The following is a 19,414-nucleotide window of genomic DNA, read 5'->3' as shown; positions in this document are numbered from 1 at the left end:
CGGTGTGGCCCGCGAACAGTCGCACTGTCACCGGTAGTCACAAAGGCAACACGCGGAACTCTCGCCGCGCCGCAACAAGAACGCTCGGTGACCGCATCGTCGCGATCGGTATGTCGACATGGCCGACGGCGTCCGTCCCCGCCCCGCGGCCGGGCTCAGCCGGATGGGCGCTCCAGCTCGTGGGACAGCGCCTCCAGCTCCGCCCCGCCGGCCATCAGCCGGGTCAGCTCCTCGCGGCTGATCTCCGCCTTCGCGAACTCCCCCATGCTGCGCCCCCGGTTGAGCACCAGGAACCGGTCACCCACCGGGTGGGCGTGGTGCGGGTTGTGCGTGATCAGCACGACGCCGACCCCGCGGTCCCGCGCCTGCGCCACGTAGCGCAGCACGACCCCCGCCTGCTTGACCCCCAGCGCCGAGGTCGGCTCGTCGAGGATCAGCACCCGCGCACCGAAGTGCACGGCCCGCGCGATGGCCACCGACTGGCGCTCCCCACCGGAGAGAGTGCCCACCGGCTGGTCGGGATCGCGGATGTCGATCCCCATCGCCGCCAGCTCCCGGCGGGTCGTCTCCTTGGCGCGCGCGACGTCGAAACGACGGAACGGCCCCCACCCACGGGTGGGCTCGGCACCGAGGAAGAAGTTCCGCCAGATCGACATCAGCGGGATCATCGCCAGGTCCTGGTAGACGGTCGCGATGCCGGCGTCCAGCGCCTCGCGGGGCGAGCCGAAGGCGACGGGTCGCCCGTCGAGCAGGACCGCGCCGCGGTCGGCACCGTGCACGCCCGACAGGACCTTGATCAGCGTCGACTTCCCGGCGCCGTTGTCCCCCAGGACGCAGGTGACCTCCCCGGCTCGCACGGTCGCGCTGATCCCGTCGAGCGCGATGACCGAGCCGTAGTCCTTCCCCACGTCACGCAGCTCGAGCAACGGCGGGGTCGTCGGCGAGGTCGTCGGTGCCGTGCTCATCGCCGGGCCGCCTCGGCGTAGCGCCGCACCAGCCGGTTGGCGAGGACCGCGAGCAGCAGCATCGCCCCCAGGAAGAAGTAGAACCAGTCGGCGTCCCAGCGCAGGTAGGGGATCCCCAGCAGGGTCATGCCGAAGATCAGCGCCCCGAGGGCGGCGCCGACGGCCGAGCCGAAGCCGCCGGTGAGCAGGCACCCGCCGATCACCGCCGCCACGATGTAGATCAGCTCCTGGCCGATGCCGGTGTTGGCCTGCACCGAGGTCAGCCGCACCGCCAGGGTGGTGCCGACGAACCACGCCGCGGCCGCCGTCGTCATGAACAGGGTGATCGTGGTGCGGCGGGCGGGCACGCCGACGTTGCGGGCGGCCACGTCGTCGCCGCCGGTGGCGAAGACCCAGTTGCCGAAGCGCGTGCGCAGCAGCACCCACGTCGCCAGCGCGGTGAACAGCAGCCACCAGAACACCGCCACCCGCACATCGGCGCCCAGGACCTGGACGCGCGAGGCGAAGACCCACTCGGCGGCGGCGTAACCGGGTGCGTCGTCGATGCCGCCGACGGTCACCGTGCTGGTGAACAACTTCGTCAGCCCCAGGTTGAGCCCCTGGAGCATCAGGAAGGTGCCGAGCGTGATGATGAAGCTCGGCAGCCCGGTGCGGGTGACCAGCCAGCCGTTGAAGAAGCCGATCGCCAGCGCCAGCACGAGCGCCACGCCGATGGCCACCCAGATGTTCTGGCCGAGCTCCGTGGCCACGATCCCCACGGTCAGCGCCGTCGTCCCCGTCATCACCCCGGCGGAGAGGTCGAAGTGCCCGCCGATCATGAGCAGCGCGACCGCGACCGCCATGATCCCCAGCGTCGACGCCGGGTCGAGCCAGTTGGCGATGCCGCGGGGCGACCGGAACACCTCGGACTGGACCGCGAAGAAGGTGAACACGGCGACCGCGCCCACCAGCGCGCCCAGCTCCGGCTTGGCCAGCAGCCGGCGGAGCGGCCCCGGTGCGGCCAGCCGCTCGTCAGCCCGCTCCTCGGCCGGAGCGGAGGCCTCCCGGGTGCTCAGCGGGTGCCCTCCGAAGCCAGGTCGGCGATCTCGTCGACGTTGTCGGCGTCCACGAAGCCGGGGCCGGTGAGCACGGCCTGCCCGCCGCCGACGGTGTTCAGGTTCTCCGCGTACAGCTTGAGCATCGCGATCGGCAGGTAGCCCTGCTCGTACTGCTGCTGGTCGACGGCGAAGGCGATGTCGCCGTCCTGGATGCCGCTGATGACGTCCTCGTTGAGGTCGAACGTGGCCACCAGCGCCTCCGAGCCGGCGTCCCCGGCGGCCTCCACGGCGACGGGGGCGAGCGCGGAGTTCAACGTGAGGACCGCGTCGATCCCCGGGTCGGCCTGCAGCTGGGAGGCGATCGTCGACTGGGCGCCGGTGAGGTCGTTGATGTCCACCTGCACGACGGTGAAGTCCCCGGGTGCCGAGCCGGCGTCCGCGAAACCCTGGGAGGCGCCCGAGCAGCGCTGGTCCAGCCCGATGTTGCCGGCCTCGTGGATGACGCAGAGCACGCTCGTGGCGCCTTCCTCGGCCAGTCGCCGGCCCGCCCCCTGGCCCGCGACCACCTCGTCCTGGCCGACGTGGCCGATGGCGCCGAACTCGGCCGACCGGTCGCCGCCGGAGTTGATGGTGACGACGGGGATCCCGGCGTCCACCGCCGCCTCGACCGAGTCCCGCAGGGCGTCCGGGTTCGCCAGCGAGACGACGATCCCGTCCACGTCCTGGTTCACCGCGGCGTCGATCAGCTGCGCCTGGCGCTGCGGGTCGCCGTCGCTCTGGTAGTCGACGTCGATGCCGAGGTCCTCCCCGGCCGCCGCGGCGCCGTTCTGCACGACGTCCCAGAAGGCGTCACCGGCCGAGCCGTGCGTGACGACCGAGAAGGTGAGGTCCCCGCCGTCCGCACCACCCGCGGCGCTCTCCCCGCCCCCGCCGCCCTCGGTGGTGCACGCGGAGAGGAGCAGGGGTGCAGCCACGGCGAGTGCCAGCAGTCGCTTCGGTGCGGCCATCGGGAATCCTCCTGTGCTCGCGGGGTGCGGGCCCGCGCGTCATGTCCGCCAAGGATCATGCCCCGCCCACCTGCCGTCGGTGCCGCCGGAGGCACCGGCAGGCCACTTCCACCGACCGGGCGACGCCCGGTCGGCCTAGGCTCGGCGTCGTGGACGTGCTGGCATCCGGTCATGAGCAGGTCGTCTTCTGCAGCGATCCCGGTTCGGGGCTGCGCGCGATCATCGCGATCCACTCCACGACCCTCGGGCCGGCGCTGGGGGGCACCCGCTTCTACCCCTACGCCAGCGAGGACGCGGCGGTGGCCGACGTGCTGCGGCTGTCGGCCGCCATGTCGTACAAGAACAGCCTGGCCGGCCTGGACCTCGGCGGCGGCAAGGCCGTGATCATCGGCGATCCGCGCACCGACAAGAGCGAGGCGCTGCTGCGGGCCTACGGCCGGTTCGTGGAGTCCCTGGGCGGGCGCTACCTCACCGCCTGCGACGTCGGCACGTACAACGCCGACCTGGACGTCGTGGCACGCGAGACCCGGTACGCGCACGGCCGCTCGGAGGCCTACGGCGGGTGCGGCGACTCCTCCGTGCTCACCGCCTACGGCGTCTTCCAGGGCATGCGGGCCGCCGCCCAGCACTGCTGGGGCACCCCCGCGCTGGGCGGGCGGACCGTGGCCGTCGCCGGCGTCGGCAAGGTCGGGTCCTGGCTGGTCGACCACCTCGTGCAGGACGGCGCCGACGTCGTGGTCACCGACGTGGACCCAGGCGCCGTCGAGCGGGTGCGGGCCAGGCACCCGCAGGTGCGCGCCGTCGCCGACACCGCCGCCCTCGTGCGCACGCCGCACGACGTCTACGCGCCCTGCGCGCTCGGCGGGGCCCTGGACGACGAGACGGTGGAGGCGCTGCCGGGCCGGATCGTGTGCGGCGGGGCGAACAACCAGCTGGGCAGCCCCGGGGCGGCCGACCGGCTCCGCGCACGCGGCGTCCTCTACGCGCCCGACTTCCTGGTCAACGCCGGCGGGGTGATCCAGGTGGAGGACGAGCGGCACGGCTTCTCGTTCGACCGCGCCCGGGCCAAGGCCTCGGGGATCTTCGACGTCGCGCTGCGGGTGTTCGCGCTCGCCGACGCCGAGGGCATCTCCCCCGCAGCCGCCGCCGACCGGCTCGCCGAGGAGCGGATGCGCTCGGTCGGCCGGCTGGCCACGATCCGGCTCCCGCGCCGACCGGTGGAGGGCGCGCACACCTCCTGAGGGGGAGGGCGTGTGCCCGTCGCCGATCCGTGTCGTAATGTTGTCCGAGACATAGTCACTCAGTCGGGGTCGCCATGCGGGCCGCATCAGCCGCTTGGCTGGGCCTCCGCACTCCGTAATGAGGGGGTCGAGCCGATGGGGCGCGGCCGAGCGAAGGCCAAGCAGACACGCGTGGCCCGTGAGCTCAAGTACAGCTCACCCAACACCGACCTCACCGCGCTGCAGCGCGAGCTGGCCGGTTCGTCGTCGACCTACACCGCGCCCAGCGCGGCGAAGGACGACGACGACGAGGACGACGAGTACGCCGACCGCTGGGCGGACGACGACTCGGACGACGACTGGGCGGCCAGCCGCTGACCGGCGGTCCGGGCACCTGATCCGTCGACACCACGACACCGCCGCCCCCTCGGGGCAGCGGTGTCGTGGTGTCGGGTCCGCGCCGGCTCGGCGGCGAGCTCACCGGCCACCGGGCTCACCACCCCAGGGCGGTGGTCGTCATCCCAGGGCTGTGGCCCTCGGAGGACGAGCGCAGGGCTGGGGTGACGTCGCAGCGGTGTCGTAGCGGCGGGTGTCGCTCTGGTCGGCTCAGCGGTAGGTGCCGACGAGCTCCGCCGCCGGCGCCTGCCCCGCTGGCTCGCGCACGGTTCCGGCGACCCACGCCGGAACGCCCCGGGCGGTGAGCAGCGCGACCGTGGCGTCCGCCTGCTCCGGCGCGACGGCGGCGACCATGCCGACGCCGCAGTTGAAGGCGCGCTCGGACTCCGCCCGCGGCACCCCGTGCTCCTCCATGAGCCGCACCGCGGCCGGGAGCGTCCAGGTGCCGCGGTCCAGGACCGCCTGCAGCCCGTCGGGGACCACGCGCGCGGTGTTGCCGGCCAGCCCGCCGCCGGTGATGTGCGCGAAGGCGTGCACCGCCTCCACGCCGAGCTCCTCGACCAGCGCCAGGCAGTCGCGGGCGTAGATGCGGGTGGGCTCGAGCAGCTCGTCGCCCAGCGGCCGGTCGAGGCCCGCAGGGGTGGCGGCCAGGTCGAGCCCCGCCGCCGAGACCACGCGCCGCACCAGCGAATAGCCGTTGGAGTGGAAGCCGGACGACGCCATCGCGACGACCGCGTCGCCGCTGCGCACCCGCTCCGGACCGAGGACGGCGTCGGCCTCCACGACCCCGACGGCGGTGGCGGCCAGGTCGTAGTCATCGGCGCCCATGAGGTCGCCGTGCTCGGCGGTCTCGCCGCCGACCAGCGCGGCGCCGGCCTGGGTGCACCCTGCCGCGATGCCGGTGACGATCGCGGCGATCCGCTCCGGCACGACCTTCCCGCAGGCCACGTAGTCCTGCAGGAACAGCGGCTCGGCGCCGCAGGCGACCAGGTCGTCGACGACCATCGCCACCAGGTCGATGCCCACCGTGTCGTGCCGGTCCAGCTGCCGGGCCAGGGCGATCTTCGTCCCGACGCCGTCGGTCGAGGACGCCAGCAGGGGCCTGCGGTACTTCTGCACGTCGAGGGCGAACAGGCCGGCGAAGCCGCCGAGCCCGCCGACCACCTCGGGCCGGTTGGTCCGCTCGACAGCGGCCTTCATGAGGGTGACGGCGCGCTCGCCGGCGTCGATGTCGACGCCGGAGGCGGCGTAGGTGAACTGCCCGGCGTCGCTCCCGCGGCTCACGGCCGCCTCAGCGCGTCCTCGGCGCCACCGGGGACCGCGGCGCTTCCGGCCTGCTGACCGGTCCAGCCGCTCACCGCGCGCTGGCCGATGCCCTCGAGCACGTGCTTGCCCAGCACCTCGGGGGCACCCAGCGGGATCGGGTACTCGCCGGTGAAGCAGGCGGTGCACAGCCGGTTGACCGGCTGCTCGGTGGCCGCGATCAGCCCCTGCTCGGAGACGTACCCGAGGGAGTCGGCGTTGACCGACGCCCGCACCCCGTCGATGTCCAGGCCGTTGGCGATCAGCTCGGCCCGGCTGGCGAAGTCGATGCCGTAGAAGCACGGCCACTTGACCGGCGGCGACGCGATGCGGACGTGCACCTCGACCGCACCGGCCTCGCGCAGCATCCGGACCAGCGCGCGCTGCGTGTTGCCGCGCACGATCGAGTCGTCGACGACCACGAGCCGCTTGCCGCGGATGACGTCGCGCAGCGGGTTCAGCTTGAGCCGGATGCCCAGCTGCCGGATGGTCTGGCTGGGCTGGATGAACGTACGGCCCACGTAGGAGTTCTTGACCAGGCCCAGCCCGTACGGGATGCCCGAGGCCTCGGCGTAGCCGACCGCCGCCGGGGTGCCCGACTCGGGCACCGGGATCACGAGGTCGGCGTCGGCGGGGTGCTCCTTCGCCAGCCGGCGGCCGATCTCCACGCGCGCCGCGTGCACGCTGCGCCCGGAGATCGTGGTGTCGGGCCGCGCCAGGTAGACGTACTCGAAGACGCAGCCCTTGGGCTCCGCCGGGGCGAAGTGCTGGCTGCGCAGGCCGTTCTCGTCGATGGCGATCAGCTCGCCGGGCTCGACCTCGCGCACCACGGAGGCGCCGACGATGTCCAGCGCGGCGGTTTCGCTGGCCACGACCCAGCCGCGCTCGAGCCGGCCGAGCACCAGCGGGCGCACGCCCTGCGGGTCACGCGCGGCGTAGAGCGTGTCCTCGTCCATGAAGGTGATGGAGAAGGCGCCCCGCAGCTGCGGCAGCACCTCCATCGCCGCCGCCTCGACCGAGACGTCCTGGTAGGAGGCGATGAGCGCGGTGACCAGGTCCGAGTCGTTGGTCGCCACGAAGGCCCCCGGGACACCGGCGTCGGCGGCCTTGCTGGCGAGCTCGGCAGTGTTGACCAGGTTCCCGTTGTGGCAGAGCGCCAGGCCGGTGCCGGCCTCGGTGGTGCGGAACGTCGGCTGCGCGTTCTCCCACGTGGAGGCCCCGGTCGTCGAGTACCGGGTGTGACCGACGGCCAGGTGGCCGCGGAGGCTGCCGAGGGTCGGCTCGTCGAAGACCTGGCTGACCAGCCCGAGGTCCTTGTAGACGACGACCGAGGCGCCGTCGGACACCGCGATCCCCGCCGCCTCCTGACCGCGGTGCTGGAGCGCGTACAGACCGAAATAGGTCAGCTTCGCGACCTCCTCCCCCGGCGCCCACACACCGAAGACGCCGCAGGCGTCCTGAGGTCCGGGGAACTGGGGATCGAGGTCGTGCGTCAGCCGTCCATCACCGCGAGGCACGGGGTCGAGCGTACCGGCGCGCGCCACCGAACCGAGAGCCGAGCGGGTGGGCCGCGTCACCCCGGTGGGTCGTCGCCGCTGGTCCCGGGGCCGGCGGGCGGGAACCAGGTGTCCGGGCAGCGCGTTGTCGGCCAGTTCCCACCGGCCCCGGAGGTCCGCCTGTGCCCACGCAGCTCGCCCCTCTCCCCCCGGCTGCGGCCCAGGCCGAGCGGTTGATCGCCCTCGGCCTACCCGGGATCGCCGACGTGACGGCGGCCGACCTGCGCGCCGCGGCCGACGGACTCCCCCCCGGCGCCCTGCTGGTGGTGCACCCCGACCGGGCACCCGTGTCGGGGCTCGCCCCGCTCGTGACGCTGGCCGGCAAGCCCGGTTTCGTCGTCGCGGACATGACCGACCTCGACGCCTTCGCACCCGTCGAGTCGGTCGAGCTGCCCGCCACCCCGGTCTACGCCGTGAGCGGACTCGAGCGCGGCGACCAGTGGCGGAACCGGAGCCCGGACGAGGCACTGCCCGCCATCCTGGGTGCCGGCCGGACGCCGCTCACGCTCGGCGAGGGCATCCACTGGCTGCTCCAGTGCCCGGAGGTCCTGGCCCGGAACGCCTGCTTCATGACGATCGGCTCGCGGCTGCGCAGGCCCGACGGACGCCTGGACGCCCGGACCCCGGCGCTGTGGATCAGCAACGGCACCGGGCGCGACGGCCGCGACCGGCGGGGAGCACCCAAGGTCGGCTGGTGCTGGGCCGGCAACCGGCACACCTGGCTCGGCTTCGCCTCCGCGCAGCGGCGCGTCGCCGCCTGACGGGAACCCCGGCGGGGGTCGCGCACGTTTCCCCACCGGCCGCGTCCTCACCGCCGGAGGAGGCAGACGATGGCGAACGACCGACCCGACCCGGGCGACTTCCTGGCGATGGCGCAGCGGATGCTGCGCGATCTCCTCGGCGATGCGCGGGGCACCGACGATCCGTGGTCGGAGGCGACGCGCCGGATGCGCGAGTCCTCCACCCGCGATCCCGGGAGCGCACAGCGGCATCGCGAGCCCAGCCCCAGGGAGCAGCGCGAGAACCTGACGTTCGCCCTCGCCACGCGCGCGGTGGAGGCCCTCGAGGACCTCGCACTCGACGTGGCGGCGATCCGCCAGAACCTCGAGCGGACGAGCCCCCAGCCCCGCACGAGCCCGTCCGATGCCACGAGCGGGTCCGAGCCCGAGGCCGGGTCCGAGCCCACGAGCGGGTCCGAGGCGAAGGGCCGGTCCCAGCCCAAGAGTTCCTCCGAGCCCAAGAGCCGGTCCGAGCCCAAGAGCCGGTCCCAGCCCAAGAGTTCCTCCGAGCCCAAGAGCCGGTCCGGCAGCAAGCGCCGGCGTCCGGCGGAGGACGACACCGCCGGCGGGTGAGCGGGCGGCGTCGTCCCCCGGAACCAGGGGCGGGGGTCAGCCGAGGGTGCGGAGCTCCGCGGCGATCGTGGTGTCGTGGCCGTGTCCGGTCCGCACCACCGTGTCGCCGTGGAGGGTGAACAGCTCCGAGCGGATCGAGTGCTCGATCGTCGGGCGGTCGCTGAACGAGCGCCCGGTGGCTCCCGGACCGCCGCAGAACAGCGTGTCACCGGTGAAGACCGTGCTCAGGTCCGGCGCGTGCAGGCAGGTGCTCCCCGGCGAGTGACCCGGGGTGTGCAGCGCGGTGAGCGTCGCACCGGCCACCGTGAACCGCGTGCCGGCCAGGAGGTCCCGGTCGGGTGCGGCGTCCGGGTGCACGACGTCCCACAGCATCCGGTCCATCGGGTGGAACCAGATCGGGGCGCCGGTCGCCTCGCGGAGCGCCGGCGCGGCGGTGATGTGGTCGTTGTGCCCGTGCGTGAGCACGATCGCGGTGACGTTCCGGCCGCCGACGGCCGCCACGATGGGGGCCGCGTCGTGCGGGGCGTCGATCACCAGCACCTCGTCGTCGTCGCCGACGAGCCACACGTTGTTCTCGACGTCGAAGTCCTGGCCGTCCAGGGAGAAGACGCCGGGGATCACGACCTTCTCGATGCGCGCGGTGCTCACTTGTCGAACACCACGACCGAGCGCAGCACGTCACCGGCGTGCATCTTGTGGAATGCCTCCTCGACGTCGTCCACGCCGATGGTCTCGGTGACGAAGTCGTCGAGCGGGAACCGGCCCTGCAGGTAGAGGTCGACCAGCATCGGGAAGTCGCGGCTGGGCAGGCAGTCGCCGTACCAGGAGCTCTTCACCGCCCCACCCCGGCCGAAGACCTCGATCGCCGGCAGGGTGATCTCCATGCCCGGCGTGGGGACGCCGACCATGACCACGCGGCCGGCGAGGTCGCGGGCGTAGAAGGCCTGCTCGAACACCTTCGGGTGGCCCACGGCGTCGATGGCGACGTCGACGCCGAAGCCACCGGTGGCGGCCTTGATCGCCTCGACGGCGTCGGTCTCCTTCGAGTTCACGGTGTGGGTGGCGCCGAACTTCCGGGCCCACTCCAGCTTCCGGTCGTCGATGTCGACGGCGATGATCGTCGTCGCGCCGGCGAGCTTCGCGCCGGCGATCGCGGCGTCGCCGACGCCGCCGCAGCCGAAGACGGCGACCGTCTCGCCACGCTGCACGCCACCGGTGTTGATCGCCGCGCCGACGCCGGCCATCACCCCGCAGCCGAGCAGCCCGGCGGCCGTCGGGGGCGCAGCCGGATCGACCTTCGTGCACTGCCCGGAGTGGACGAGCGTCTTCTCGGCGAAGGCGCCGATGCCCAGGGCCGGGGAGAGCTCCGTGCCGTCGGCCAGCGTCATCTTCTGCGCGGCGTTGTGGGTGTTGAAGCAGTACTGCAGCGCGCCCTTGCGGCACGCGCGGCACTCGCCGCACACCGCGCGCCAGTTCAGGACGACGTAGTCGCCGACGGCCACGTTGGTGACGCCCTCGCCGACCGCCGCCACCACGCCGGCCGCCTCGTGGCCGAGCAGGAACGGGAAGTCGTCGTTGATGCCGCCCTCGCGGTAGTGCAGGTCGGTGTGGCAGACCCCGCAGGCCTGCACGTCCACGACCGCCTCACCGGGGCCCGGATCGGGAACGACGATGGTTTCCACCGTGACGGGCTGTCCCTTGCCGCGGGCGACCACGCCCCGCACCTCGTACGCCATGCCTGCACCCTAGGCGGAGGCACAGCGGGCGGCTGAATCCCCTTCCGCCCTGCGGTCGGGTGGTCACGCGAGGATCACGAGTTGCATGTTGACCGCGCAATAGCACGGACGGCCACGTACGGTGCGACCCGATAGCGACCCATATCACAGGGCGCGTCCCGGTGGTGTCCATCCGGACGCACCGGTTCCCGTCCCCGGAGGTACACCCCGTGGCAGTACCCAGTTTCCTGGCACGCGAGCGCATTGTCGCCCGGCCAGGATTCAACCGCTGGCTGATCCCGCCGGCGGCTCTCGCCGTCCATCTGTGCATCGGTCAGGCGTACGCGACCAGTGTCTACAAGGTCGCGCTCGTCGAGCACTTCGACACGGGCCTCACCCAGATCGGGATCATCTTCTCGATCGCCATCGTGATGCTCGGCCTCTCGGCCGCCGTCTTCGGCACCTGGGTGGACAAGAACGGCCCCCGCGCCGCCATGTTCACCTCGGCCGTCTTCTGGGTGTCGGGCTTCCTCGTCGGCTCGCTCGGCATCTACACCGAGCAGCTCTGGCTGCTCTACCTCGGCTACGGCTTCCTCGGCGGCATCGGCCTGGGCATCGGCTACATCTCGCCGGTCTCCACGCTCATCAAGTGGTTTCCCGACCGCCCGGGCCTGGCCACCGGCATGGCGATCATGGGTTTCGGTGGTGGCGCGCTCATCGCCTCGCCGCTGTCCCGCCAGCTCATGAACTGGTACGACCCGAACTACGACCCGGCCATCGCCGGCACGGTGCCCAGCGGTAACGCCGTCGCGGGCCTGTTCCTGACCCTGGGCCTGATCTACCTGGTCTTCATGATGTTCGGCGCGTTCATCATCCGCGTCCCGGCGGCCAACTGGCGGCCCGACGGCTTCGACCCGTCGGCCGTCAAGCAGAAGTCGCTGGTCACCACGGAGAACGTCTCGGCCAACAACGCGATCAAGACGCCGCAGTTCTGGCTGCTCTGGACGGTGCTGTTCTGCAACGTGACCGCGGGCATCGGCATCCTCGAGCAGGCCGCGCCGATGATCCAGGACTTCTTCCGCACCGGGGAGACCTCCACCGTCCTCGCCGCCACGGCTGCGGGCTTCGTCGGCCTGCTGTCGCTGTTCAACATGGCGGGCCGCTTCGTGTGGTCCTCGACGTCGGACTACATCGGGCGCAAGCCGATCTACATGGTCTACCTCGGCGTCGGCATCGTGCTGTACGTCATCCTGGCGACCCTCGGCAGCACCGCGACCTGGATCTTCGTGGTCACCGCCGCGATCATCATCAGCTTCTACGGTGGTGGCTTCGCGACGGTCCCGGCCTACCTGCGCGATCTCTTCGGCACCTACCAGGTGGGCGCCATCCACGGCCGGCTGCTGACCGCCTGGGCGGCCGCCGGCGTCGTCGGCCCGCTGATCATCAACGGCGTCCTCGACGCCCGCGGGACGCCGGGTCAGCTCGTCGCCGGTGACTACCGGCCCGCGCTGTTCATCATGGTCGGCCTGCTGGCCGTCGGCTTCGTCGCGAACCTGCTGATCAAGCCGGTGTCGGAGAAGTACTTCGAGCCCAAGCAGACCGACATCCCCACCACGGCCGCCGAGCCCGAACGGAGCATCCGATGAGCACTCCCGCGTCCCGGACCGGCGAGCAGCCGACCACGCACACGCCGGTGGCCCTGATCGCCTTCGCGTGGACCCTGGTCGGCGTCCCGCTGGCCTACGGCCTGTACAACACGGTGAAGGCGGCCAGCGCGCTCTTCGGCGGCTGACCCTCGCACCACCCGCAGCGGCGGGGATCCCTCCCGGGATCCCCGCCGCTGTCGTGTTCCCGGGGCCTCAGCGGAGCGGACGAAGCGGGAGCAGAGCGGAGAGGTCGGCGCGGTTGCCGCTCGCGGTGAGCGTCCCCCCGGCGACGGCCTCGTCCCAGGTGAGCTGCCCGGTGGCCAGCCGGAGCCAGGTCGCCGCGTCGGTCTCGACGACGTTCGGCGGCGTGCCGCGGGTGTGCCGGGGCCCCTCGACGCACTGGACGGCGACGTGCGGCGGCACCCGCAGCTCCACCGAGCGGCCCGGCACCTGCTGGGCCAGCCAGCGCGCCGTCGTCTTCACGGCGGCACCCAGCACCGCCCGGGGCGGCTGCTCCGCCTCCCCCGCCAGCCAGGCCCGCACCGGGTCGACCACCGCCCGCAGCTCCTCGGCCGGGATGGGCGCCGGCATCAGGACGTGGGGACGGTGCCCGCCGGGACGGTGAGCGGGGTGCTGTGCTCCGGACCGCCGAAGAGAGCCGGCAGCGTCGCGGTCCACGCGGCGCGCAGCTCGGCCAGCGGCAGCTCGAGCAGGCCGGCCACGGCGACCGAGTCGCCCCCCGTCGTCCCGAGCTCGGTGACCGGCACGCCCGCCCACTCGGCGGTGGTCTTCACCCCGCCCGGGTCGGACGTGGTGACGACCGCCCGGGCGGCGGACTCGCTGAACAGCGCGGTGAACGGGTCCGCACCGAGGTCCAGGGCGGCGCCGACGCCGTACCGCAGCGCCGACTCGGTGAGCGCCTGGGCCAGCCCGCCGTCGGCCAGGTCGTGCGCGGAGCTGATCACGCCTTCGCGGCCGAGGGCGCCCAGCAGGTCGCCCAGCGTCCGCTCCGCGGCCAGGTCGACCGCCGGCGGCCGCCCCCCGAGGTGGTCGTGCACGACGCTCGCCCACGCGGAGCCGCCGAACTCCGGGTGGGTGGTGCCCAGCAGGAGCACCGTCTCCCCGGCCGCCCGCCAGCCGGAGGAGACCCGGGTGCGGACGTCCTGGTGCACACCGAGCACACCGATGACCGGGGTCGGGTTGATCGCCACGTCCCCGGTCTGGTTGTAGAGGCTGACGTTGCCACCGGTGACCGGCAGGCCGAGCTCGCGGCAGCCGTCGGCCAGGCCGCGCACGGCCTCGGCGAACTGCCACATCACCTCGGGGTTCTCCGGGGAGCCGAAGTTGAGGCAGTTGGTGACGGCGAGAGGCTTCGCGCCGGAGACGGCCACGTTGCGGTAAGCCTCGGCGAGGTTGAGCTGCGCGCCGGTGTAGGGGTCCAGGCGGGCGTACCGGCCGTTGCCGTCGAGCGAGAGCGCGATGCCGCGGTGGCTCTGCTCGTCGATGCGCACCACCCCGGCGTCGTCGGGCTGGGCGAGCACCGTGTTGCCGCGGACGTAGCGGTCGTACTGCTCGGTGACCCACGTCTTGTCCGCGCCGTCCGGGCTGCTGACGACGGCCAGCCAGTGGGCCTGCAGCTCGGCGCCGGTCTGCGGCCGGGGCAGGTTCCCGGCGTCATCGGCCTGCAGGGCGTCGAGGTCGCGCGGCCGGGCCATCGGCCGCTCGTACACCGGGCCCTCGTGGGCCACGGTCCGCGGCGGGACGTCGACGATCCGCTCGCCGTGCCAGTCGACGGTGAGCCGGTCGCCGTCGGTGACCTCACCGATGACGGTGGCCAGCACGTCCCACTTCCGGCAGACGGCCAGGAAGGCGTCGACCTTGTCCGGCTCCACGATCGCGCACATCCGCTCCTGCGACTCGCTCATCAGGATCTCGGCCGGCGTGAGGGTGCTGTCGCGCAGCGGGACGGTGTCGAGGTCGACGTGCATGCCGCCGGTGCCGGCGCTGGCCAGCTCGCTGGTGGCGCAGGAGAGGCCGGCGCCGCCGAGGTCCTGGATGCCGGTGACGAGGTCCTGCTGGAAGATCTCCAGGCACGCCTCGATGAGCAGCTTCTCGGTGAACGGGTCGCCCACCTGCACGCTCGGGCGCTTCGCCGGGCCCTCGGCGTCGAAGGTCTCGCTGGCCAGCACGCTGACCCCGCCGATGCCGTCGCCGCCGGTGCGGGCGCCGAACAGGATGACCTTGTTCCCGACTCCCTCGGCCTTGGCCAGCCGCACGTCCTCGTGCTTCATGACCCCGACGCACAGCGCGTTGACCAGCGGGTTGCCGGCGTAGCAGTCGTCGAAGAGGACCTCGCCGCCGATGTTGGGCAGGCCCAGGCAGTTGCCGTAGCCCCCTACCCCGGCGACGACGCCGGGCAGCACGCGGGCGGTGTCGGGGGCGTCGGCGCGGCCGAACCGGAGCGAGTCCATGACCGCGATCGGGCGGGCGCCCATGGTCAGGATGTCGCGCACGATGCCGCCGACGCCGGTGGCCGCGCCCTGGTAGGGCTCGACGTAGCTCGGATGGTTGTGGCTCTCGACCTTGAAGGTCACCGCGTAGCCGTCGCCGACGTCGACCACACCGGCGTTCTCGCCGATGCCGACCAGCAGTGCGTCGCTGGGCGGCAGGTCACCGAACTGCCGGAGGTGGACCTTGGAGCTCTTGTAGGAGCAGTGCTCGCTCCACATGACGCTGTACATCGCGAGCTCCGCCGTGGTCGGGCGGCGGCCGAGGATGCTCTTGATGCGGTCGTACTCGTCGGCCTTGAGGCCCAGCTCGGCGTAGGGCTGCTCGTCGTCGGGGGTGCTCGCCGCCAGCTCGACGGTGTCGAGCCGGTTGGCGAGCCGGCCGGGTCCGGTGTCGAGGTCGGAGAGCCCCGCGGTCGCGCTGGCCCGACCCGCCGTCACGTCGTCGCTCACGCGTTCACGACCGCCTTCAGGACGCTGGTGAAGAAGCCCAGGCCGTCGGTCGACGGCCCGGTGAGGTCCTCGATCGCGTGCTCGGGGTGCGGCATGAGGCCGACGACCCGGCCGTTCTCGCTGGTGACGCCGGCGATGTCGCGGCTGGACCCGTTCGGGTTCCCGTCGACGTAGCGGAACACGACCCGGCCCTCGCCCTCCAGCCGGTCCAGCTCGGCGTCGGCGGCGACGTAGCGGCCCTCACCGTTCTTCACGGGGATGACGATGCGCTGGCCGGTCGCGTAGTCCTGCGTCCAGGCCGTGTCGGCGCGCTCGACCACCAGCACCTGGTCGCGGTTGCGGAAGTGCAGGTGGCTGTTGCGGGTCAGCGCGCCCGGCAGGAGCCCGGCCTCGCAGAGCACCTGGAAGCCGTTGCAGATGCCGAGCACCGGGAGGCCGCGGTTCGCCGCGGCCACGACGTCCTGCATCAGCGGGGAGCGGGCGGCGATGGCACCGGCGCGGAGGTAGTCGCCGTAGGAGAAGCCACCGGGGAGGACGACGGCGTCGACGTCCTGCAGGTCGTGGTCGGCGTGCCAGAGGGCGACGGGCTCACCCCCGGCGAGCCGCACCGCGCGCGCGGCGTCGACGTCGTCCAGGGAGCCCGGGAAGGTGATGACACCGATGCGCACAGCGGTTCTCTCAGTCGTTGGGGAGGTGCAGCTCGACGTCCTCGATGACCGGGTTGGCCAGCAGCGTCTCGGCGATCTGCTTCAGCTCGGCCTCGTCGGGGGTCCCGTCGACCTCGAGCACGAAGTGCTTGCCCTGGCGGACGCTCCGGACGGAGTCGTGGCCGAGCCGGCCGAGGGCACCGAGGACGGCCTGCCCCTGAGGGTCGGAGATCTCCGGCTTCAGGACGACGTCGACGACCACGCGGGACATGCCGCCGAGGGTACCGGGGCTTCCCCCCGACCCCCGCGTGACCCTGCTCTCCCCGGCCGGACCCCGCCGAGTGCTCCCGTGCCCCGGCGAGATCTGCACAGCGGCCCTCATCAGCCCGTTGGACGGGGCCACATCGCAGATCTCACCGGGCGAGCGCCCGGGCGGTCTCGGTAACCACCTGGTCCGGACGCCCGAGGACGTCCGCCGAGCTGAAGCGGAGGACCGTCCACCCCGCGGCGACCAGCGCGTTCTGGCGCCGGAGGTCCCGGACGAAGACCGCGCGGTCGCGGTGCAGATCGCCGTCGAACTCGACGAGGACCCGGCGCTCCGGCCAGGCCAGGTCGGCGCGGAACTCCCCGCCCGGCGTCCGGACGGGGTGCTGCAGCACCGGAGCCGGCAACCCGGCGGCGTGGATGAGCCAGCGGAGCACCGACTCCATGGGCGACTCCGCCCGCGGATCGGCGACGGGGAGCACCGACCGCGCCCGCGCGGACCCCCTCCCTGCCGGTCGCAGCGCCAACTGCTCCTCCAGGTCGGCGGGCGTGCACCACGACCCGAGCAGCTGGTCGGTCACCGCGAGGAGAGCAGCCGGCGGCAGCGTCGCCGCGAGATCGCGCCAGGTCCGCCGCGGGGTGGTCAGGGGGAAGCCGAGGCGCTGGTCGACCTCGCCGGGGCCCAGGGGGGAGCGGTGGATGCAGCGGTCGGCGCGGGCGCGCACGGCCGAGCCCGTGGCCACGGTCAGGTGGACCCGGCCGTCGTCCCGCTGCAGGGGGATGTCCACGCCCCAGATCGCCGCCGCGGTCCGGTGGCTGACGACAGCACCGGGCGGCGCGGTCAGCAGCACCGCCTCGATCCGGACCGTGACGTCGTCCACCAAAGCGCGGGGCACGTAGGTGTCCCTCGACAGCCGGACGACGTCGCGGTGCCGGAGCTGCTTGCCGCTGATCCCGGCCGCCGCCGCCATCGCACGCGTCGCCGGTGCGGTGAGTCGGGAGCGGGCGGGACGCGCGGGCACCGGGGGATGGTGGCCGCTGCCAGCCGCATGGCGCGGCGGCTGTCCACAGACGCTTTTCGAGATATGCGATCTGGCCCCTGTGCCGGCCCTGATGGGGGCGAGTGTGCAGATCTCGCGCGTCGGGGTCAGGCGAAGCGGCGGCCGGTGAGCTGCTCGTAGGCGGTCACGTAGCGCTCGCGGGTGGCGGCGACGACGTCGGCGGGCAGCTCGGGCGGCTCGGAGACGCGGTCCCAGCCGGACGACGTCAGCCAGTCGCGCACGAACTGCTTGTCGTAGGAGGGCTGCACCGCGCCCGGCGACCAGGTGCCGGCCGGCCAGAACCGCGAGGAGTCGGGGGTGAGCACCTCGTCGCCGAGCACGAGTCCGCCGTCGGGCGCGACCCCGAACTCGAACTTGGTGTCGGCCAGCACGATGCCCGCCTCGGCCGCGATCTCCGCACCCCGCCGGTAGAGCGCCAGCGTCAGCTCGCGCAGCTCCTCGGCCCGTTCGGCACCCACCGCGGAGACGACGGCGGCGAAGTCGATCGCCTCGTCGTGCTCACCCACCTCGGCCTTGGTGGACGGCGTGAACACCGGCGCGGGGAGCTTCGAGCCCTCCACCAGCCCGGCGGGCAGGGGGACGTCGCGGATCGAGCCGGTCCGCTCGTACTCCTTCGTCCCCGAACCGGACAGGTAGCCGCGGGCCACGCACTCCACCGGGAGCATCTCCAGCCGCCGCACCAGCATCGCGCGACCGGTCACCGATGCGGGCACGTCCACCGCCGACACCAGGTGGTGCGAGGCCCCGAACGAGTCCAGCACCGGGGTCAGCTGGTCGAACCACCACACCGACAGCTGGGTGAGCACCCGCCCCTTGTCCGGGATCGGCGTGGGCAGCACCCAGTCGTAGGCCGAGATGCGGTCCGAGGCCACGAGCAGCAGCTGGTCGTCGCCGGCGTCGTAGATCTCCCGCACCTTGCCGCGGGCGACCAGCGGGAGATCCACGCTCACGACAGCGCGGCCAGCCGGTCGAACAACGGCCCCAGGTTGGCGACGTACTCCTCCGGCCGGCAGATCTCGTCCAGCCGCGCCTCGTCCAGCGTCACGCCCGAGGCAGCAGCGCGCGTCCGCAGCGTCTCCCGGAAGGGAGTGCCCGAGTTCCACGTCTCCATGGCCGCCGACTGGACCAGCGCGTAGGCGTCCTCGCGGGACTGCCCGCTCTCCACCAGCTCGAGCAGCACCGACGAGGTGTAGATGAGCCCTCCGGTGGACTCGAGGTTCGCCCGCATCCGGTCGGCGTCGACCACCAGGTTCTCCACCAGGCCCGCGGTCAGGTTCAGCAGGTAGTCGGTGGTGATGGCGGCGTCGGGGAGGAACACCCGCTCGGTGGAGGAGTGCGAGATGTCGCGCTCGTGCCAGAGCGGGATGCCCTCCATGACCGGCACGATCGCCGCCCGGACCACCCGTGCGAGCCCGGCGATGCGCTCGGAGCGGATCGGGTTCTTCTTGTGCGGCATCGCGCTCGAGCCCTTCTGGCCCGAGCCGAACGCCTCCGACAGCTCGCGCACCTCGGTGCGCTGACCGTGCCGGACCTCCAGCGCGATCGCCTCGCAGACCGTGGCGATGATCGCCAGCGCCGAGACCCACTCGCTGATCCCGTCGCGGAGCACCACCTGGGTGGAGGCGTCGGCGGGCCGGAGGTCCAGCGCCTCGGCGACGGCGACCTCGACCGAGGGGTCGATCAGCGAGTACGTGCCCACGGCGCCGGAGATCGCCACCACGCCGACGGCATCGCGCGCCGCGCGCAGCCGGTCGCGCGAGCGGGCGGCGGCGAAGGCCAGGTCGGCGACCCGGTGCCCCCACACGACGGGCTCGGCGTGCACGCCGTGCGTCCGCCCGACCTTGATCGTCGAACGGTGCGCCAGCCCGTGGTCGCGCAGGGCCGCCACGAGCCGGTCGGCCTTGGCCAGCAGGATGTCGGTGGCCTCGGTGAGCTGGACGGCCAGCGCGGTGTCGAGCAGGTCCGACGACGTCATGCCGTGGTGCACGAACGCCGCCGCCGAGCGGGGTTCGGTGTTGTCGGCCCAGGCCGTGAGGAAGGCGATGACGTCGTGCTGCGTCGTCTCCTCGATCTCGGCGACCCGTTCGGCGGTGGGCGGGGGCGCGTTGCGCACCGGCTCGACGACGTCGGCCGGGACGCGGCCCGCGGCGGCGTGCGCCTCGAGCACAAGCGTCTCGACGCGGCACCACAGCTCGTACTTGTGGGCGTCGCTCCAGACCCGGCCCATGTCCGGAAGGGTGTAGCGCTCGATCATGCGGGTACCGCCCGCCACCGGTCAGCTCGTCG

General features: G+C 73.0%; 20 protein-coding genes. 6 read left to right on the top strand and 14 right to left on the bottom strand.

The features are described 5' to 3' along the window. Nucleotides 1-155: 155 nt before the first annotated feature. The 3 genes from ACI8AG_RS05200 to ACI8AG_RS05190 form a co-directional block, all read right to left on the bottom strand. Nucleotides 156-965 (bottom strand): ATP-binding cassette domain-containing protein, encoded by an 810-nt coding sequence (locus ACI8AG_RS05200; RefSeq protein ID WP_456596185.1) that lies wholly within the window; start codon nucleotides 963-965, stop codon nucleotides 156-158. Continuing rightward, nucleotides 962-1,912, bottom strand: coding sequence for an ABC transporter permease (locus ACI8AG_RS05195; protein WP_456596184.1), 951 nt, complete (start codon nucleotides 1,910-1,912; stop codon nucleotides 962-964). Before ACI8AG_RS05195 ends, ACI8AG_RS05200 begins: the two co-directional genes overlap by 4 nt. Nucleotides 1,913-2,016: 104 nt before the next feature. Then, a complete protein-coding gene (locus ACI8AG_RS05190; protein WP_456596183.1) occupies nucleotides 2,017-3,009 on the bottom strand; it encodes a sugar ABC transporter substrate-binding protein in 993 nt (330 codons plus the stop codon). 149 nt (nucleotides 3,010-3,158) lie between these two features. Here ACI8AG_RS05190 and ACI8AG_RS05185 point away from each other — a divergent pair, with 149 nt between their 5' ends. Together ACI8AG_RS05185 and ACI8AG_RS05180 are read left to right on the top strand one after the other, a co-directional pair. Continuing rightward, nucleotides 3,159-4,250 (top strand): Glu/Leu/Phe/Val family dehydrogenase, encoded by a 1,092-nt coding sequence (locus ACI8AG_RS05185; protein ID WP_456596182.1) that lies wholly within the window; start codon nucleotides 3,159-3,161, stop codon nucleotides 4,248-4,250. A gap of 135 nt (nucleotides 4,251-4,385) precedes the next feature. After that, a complete protein-coding gene (locus tag ACI8AG_RS05180) occupies nucleotides 4,386-4,607 on the top strand; it encodes a DUF3073 domain-containing protein (protein ID WP_456590015.1) in 222 nt (73 codons plus the stop codon). Nucleotides 4,608-4,835: 228 nt separating this feature from the next. On the opposite strand, the gene purM is transcribed toward ACI8AG_RS05180, so the two are convergent. Further along, on the bottom strand, nucleotides 4,836-5,909 hold the full coding sequence (gene purM, locus ACI8AG_RS05175) for a phosphoribosylformylglycinamidine cyclo-ligase (protein WP_456596181.1): 1,074 nt from the start codon (nucleotides 5,907-5,909) through the stop codon (nucleotides 4,836-4,838). Beyond that, nucleotides 5,906-7,444, bottom strand: a complete 1,539-nt coding sequence (gene purF / locus ACI8AG_RS05170; RefSeq protein ID WP_456590017.1) for an amidophosphoribosyltransferase — start codon at nucleotides 7,442-7,444, stop codon at nucleotides 5,906-5,908. Before purF ends, purM begins: the two co-directional genes overlap by 4 nt. 161 nt (nucleotides 7,445-7,605) lie before the next feature. Here purF and ACI8AG_RS05165 point away from each other — a divergent pair, with 161 nt between their 5' ends. Then, on the top strand, nucleotides 7,606-8,244 hold the full coding sequence (locus ACI8AG_RS05165; protein ID WP_456596180.1) for a DUF5701 family protein: 639 nt from the start codon (nucleotides 7,606-7,608) through the stop codon (nucleotides 8,242-8,244). Between the two features lie 69 nt (nucleotides 8,245-8,313). Further along, nucleotides 8,314-8,835: a hypothetical protein gene (locus ACI8AG_RS05160; RefSeq protein WP_456596179.1), complete on the top strand. Its 522-nt coding sequence runs from the start codon at nucleotides 8,314-8,316 to the stop codon at nucleotides 8,833-8,835. A gap of 36 nt (nucleotides 8,836-8,871) precedes the next feature. On the opposite strand, the gene ACI8AG_RS05155 is transcribed toward ACI8AG_RS05160, so the two are convergent. Together ACI8AG_RS05155 and ACI8AG_RS05150 are read right to left on the bottom strand one after the other, a co-directional pair. Next, nucleotides 8,872-9,483, bottom strand: coding sequence for an MBL fold metallo-hydrolase (locus ACI8AG_RS05155; protein WP_456596178.1), 612 nt, complete (start codon nucleotides 9,481-9,483; stop codon nucleotides 8,872-8,874). After that, nucleotides 9,480-10,571, bottom strand: coding sequence for an S-(hydroxymethyl)mycothiol dehydrogenase (locus ACI8AG_RS05150; RefSeq protein ID WP_456590021.1), 1,092 nt, complete (start codon nucleotides 10,569-10,571; stop codon nucleotides 9,480-9,482). The genes ACI8AG_RS05155 and ACI8AG_RS05150 overlap by 4 nt, the downstream gene beginning before the upstream one ends. 209 nt (nucleotides 10,572-10,780) lie before the next feature. Between ACI8AG_RS05150 and ACI8AG_RS05145 the strand changes: the two genes are divergently transcribed. Both ACI8AG_RS05145 and ACI8AG_RS05140 read left to right on the top strand, forming a co-directional pair. After that, nucleotides 10,781-12,196, top strand: a complete 1,416-nt coding sequence (locus ACI8AG_RS05145) for an OFA family MFS transporter (protein ID WP_456590022.1) — start codon at nucleotides 10,781-10,783, stop codon at nucleotides 12,194-12,196. After that, complete coding sequence (locus ACI8AG_RS05140; protein ID WP_456590023.1) at nucleotides 12,193-12,342, top strand: MFS transporter small subunit; 150 nt, start codon at nucleotides 12,193-12,195, stop codon at nucleotides 12,340-12,342. Before ACI8AG_RS05145 ends, ACI8AG_RS05140 begins: the two co-directional genes overlap by 4 nt. Before the next feature lie 67 nt (nucleotides 12,343-12,409). Here ACI8AG_RS05140 and ACI8AG_RS05135 read toward each other — a convergent pair whose 3' ends face one another. From ACI8AG_RS05135 to purB, 7 genes are all read right to left on the bottom strand, one after another. Next, entirely contained in the window at nucleotides 12,410-12,787 is a 378-nt protein-coding gene (locus ACI8AG_RS05135) for a sterol carrier family protein (RefSeq protein WP_456590024.1), read from the bottom strand. Continuing rightward, nucleotides 12,787-15,156 carry a phosphoribosylformylglycinamidine synthase subunit PurL gene (purL, locus tag ACI8AG_RS05130; RefSeq protein ID WP_456596177.1) on the bottom strand — a complete coding sequence of 790 codons (2,370 nt, stop codon included), beginning with the start codon at nucleotides 15,154-15,156 and terminating at the stop codon, nucleotides 12,787-12,789. Before purL ends, ACI8AG_RS05135 begins: the two co-directional genes overlap by 1 nt. Continuing rightward, complete coding sequence (gene purQ, locus ACI8AG_RS05125) at nucleotides 15,153-15,824, bottom strand: phosphoribosylformylglycinamidine synthase subunit PurQ (protein WP_456590026.1); 672 nt, start codon at nucleotides 15,822-15,824, stop codon at nucleotides 15,153-15,155. Before purQ ends, purL begins: the two co-directional genes overlap by 4 nt. A 10-nt stretch (nucleotides 15,825-15,834) precedes the next feature. Further along, entirely contained in the window at nucleotides 15,835-16,074 is a 240-nt protein-coding gene (gene purS / locus ACI8AG_RS05120) for a phosphoribosylformylglycinamidine synthase subunit PurS (RefSeq protein ID WP_456590027.1), read from the bottom strand. 142 nt (nucleotides 16,075-16,216) lie between these two features. Further along, on the bottom strand, nucleotides 16,217-17,089 hold the full coding sequence (locus ACI8AG_RS05115; protein ID WP_456596176.1) for an endonuclease domain-containing protein: 873 nt from the start codon (nucleotides 17,087-17,089) through the stop codon (nucleotides 16,217-16,219). Between the two features lie 125 nt (nucleotides 17,090-17,214). Beyond that, nucleotides 17,215-18,078 (bottom strand): phosphoribosylaminoimidazolesuccinocarboxamide synthase, encoded by an 864-nt coding sequence (locus tag ACI8AG_RS05110; RefSeq protein WP_456596175.1) that lies wholly within the window; start codon nucleotides 18,076-18,078, stop codon nucleotides 17,215-17,217. Continuing rightward, complete coding sequence (gene purB / locus ACI8AG_RS05105; RefSeq protein ID WP_456590030.1) at nucleotides 18,075-19,382, bottom strand: adenylosuccinate lyase; 1,308 nt, start codon at nucleotides 19,380-19,382, stop codon at nucleotides 18,075-18,077. The genes ACI8AG_RS05110 and purB overlap by 4 nt, the downstream gene beginning before the upstream one ends. Between the last annotated feature and the right edge of the window lie 32 nt (nucleotides 19,383-19,414).

This window comes from Blastococcus sp. SYSU DS0552, from assembly GCF_054050815.1.
This window is presented reverse-complemented; position numbering and strand designations above follow the sequence as displayed.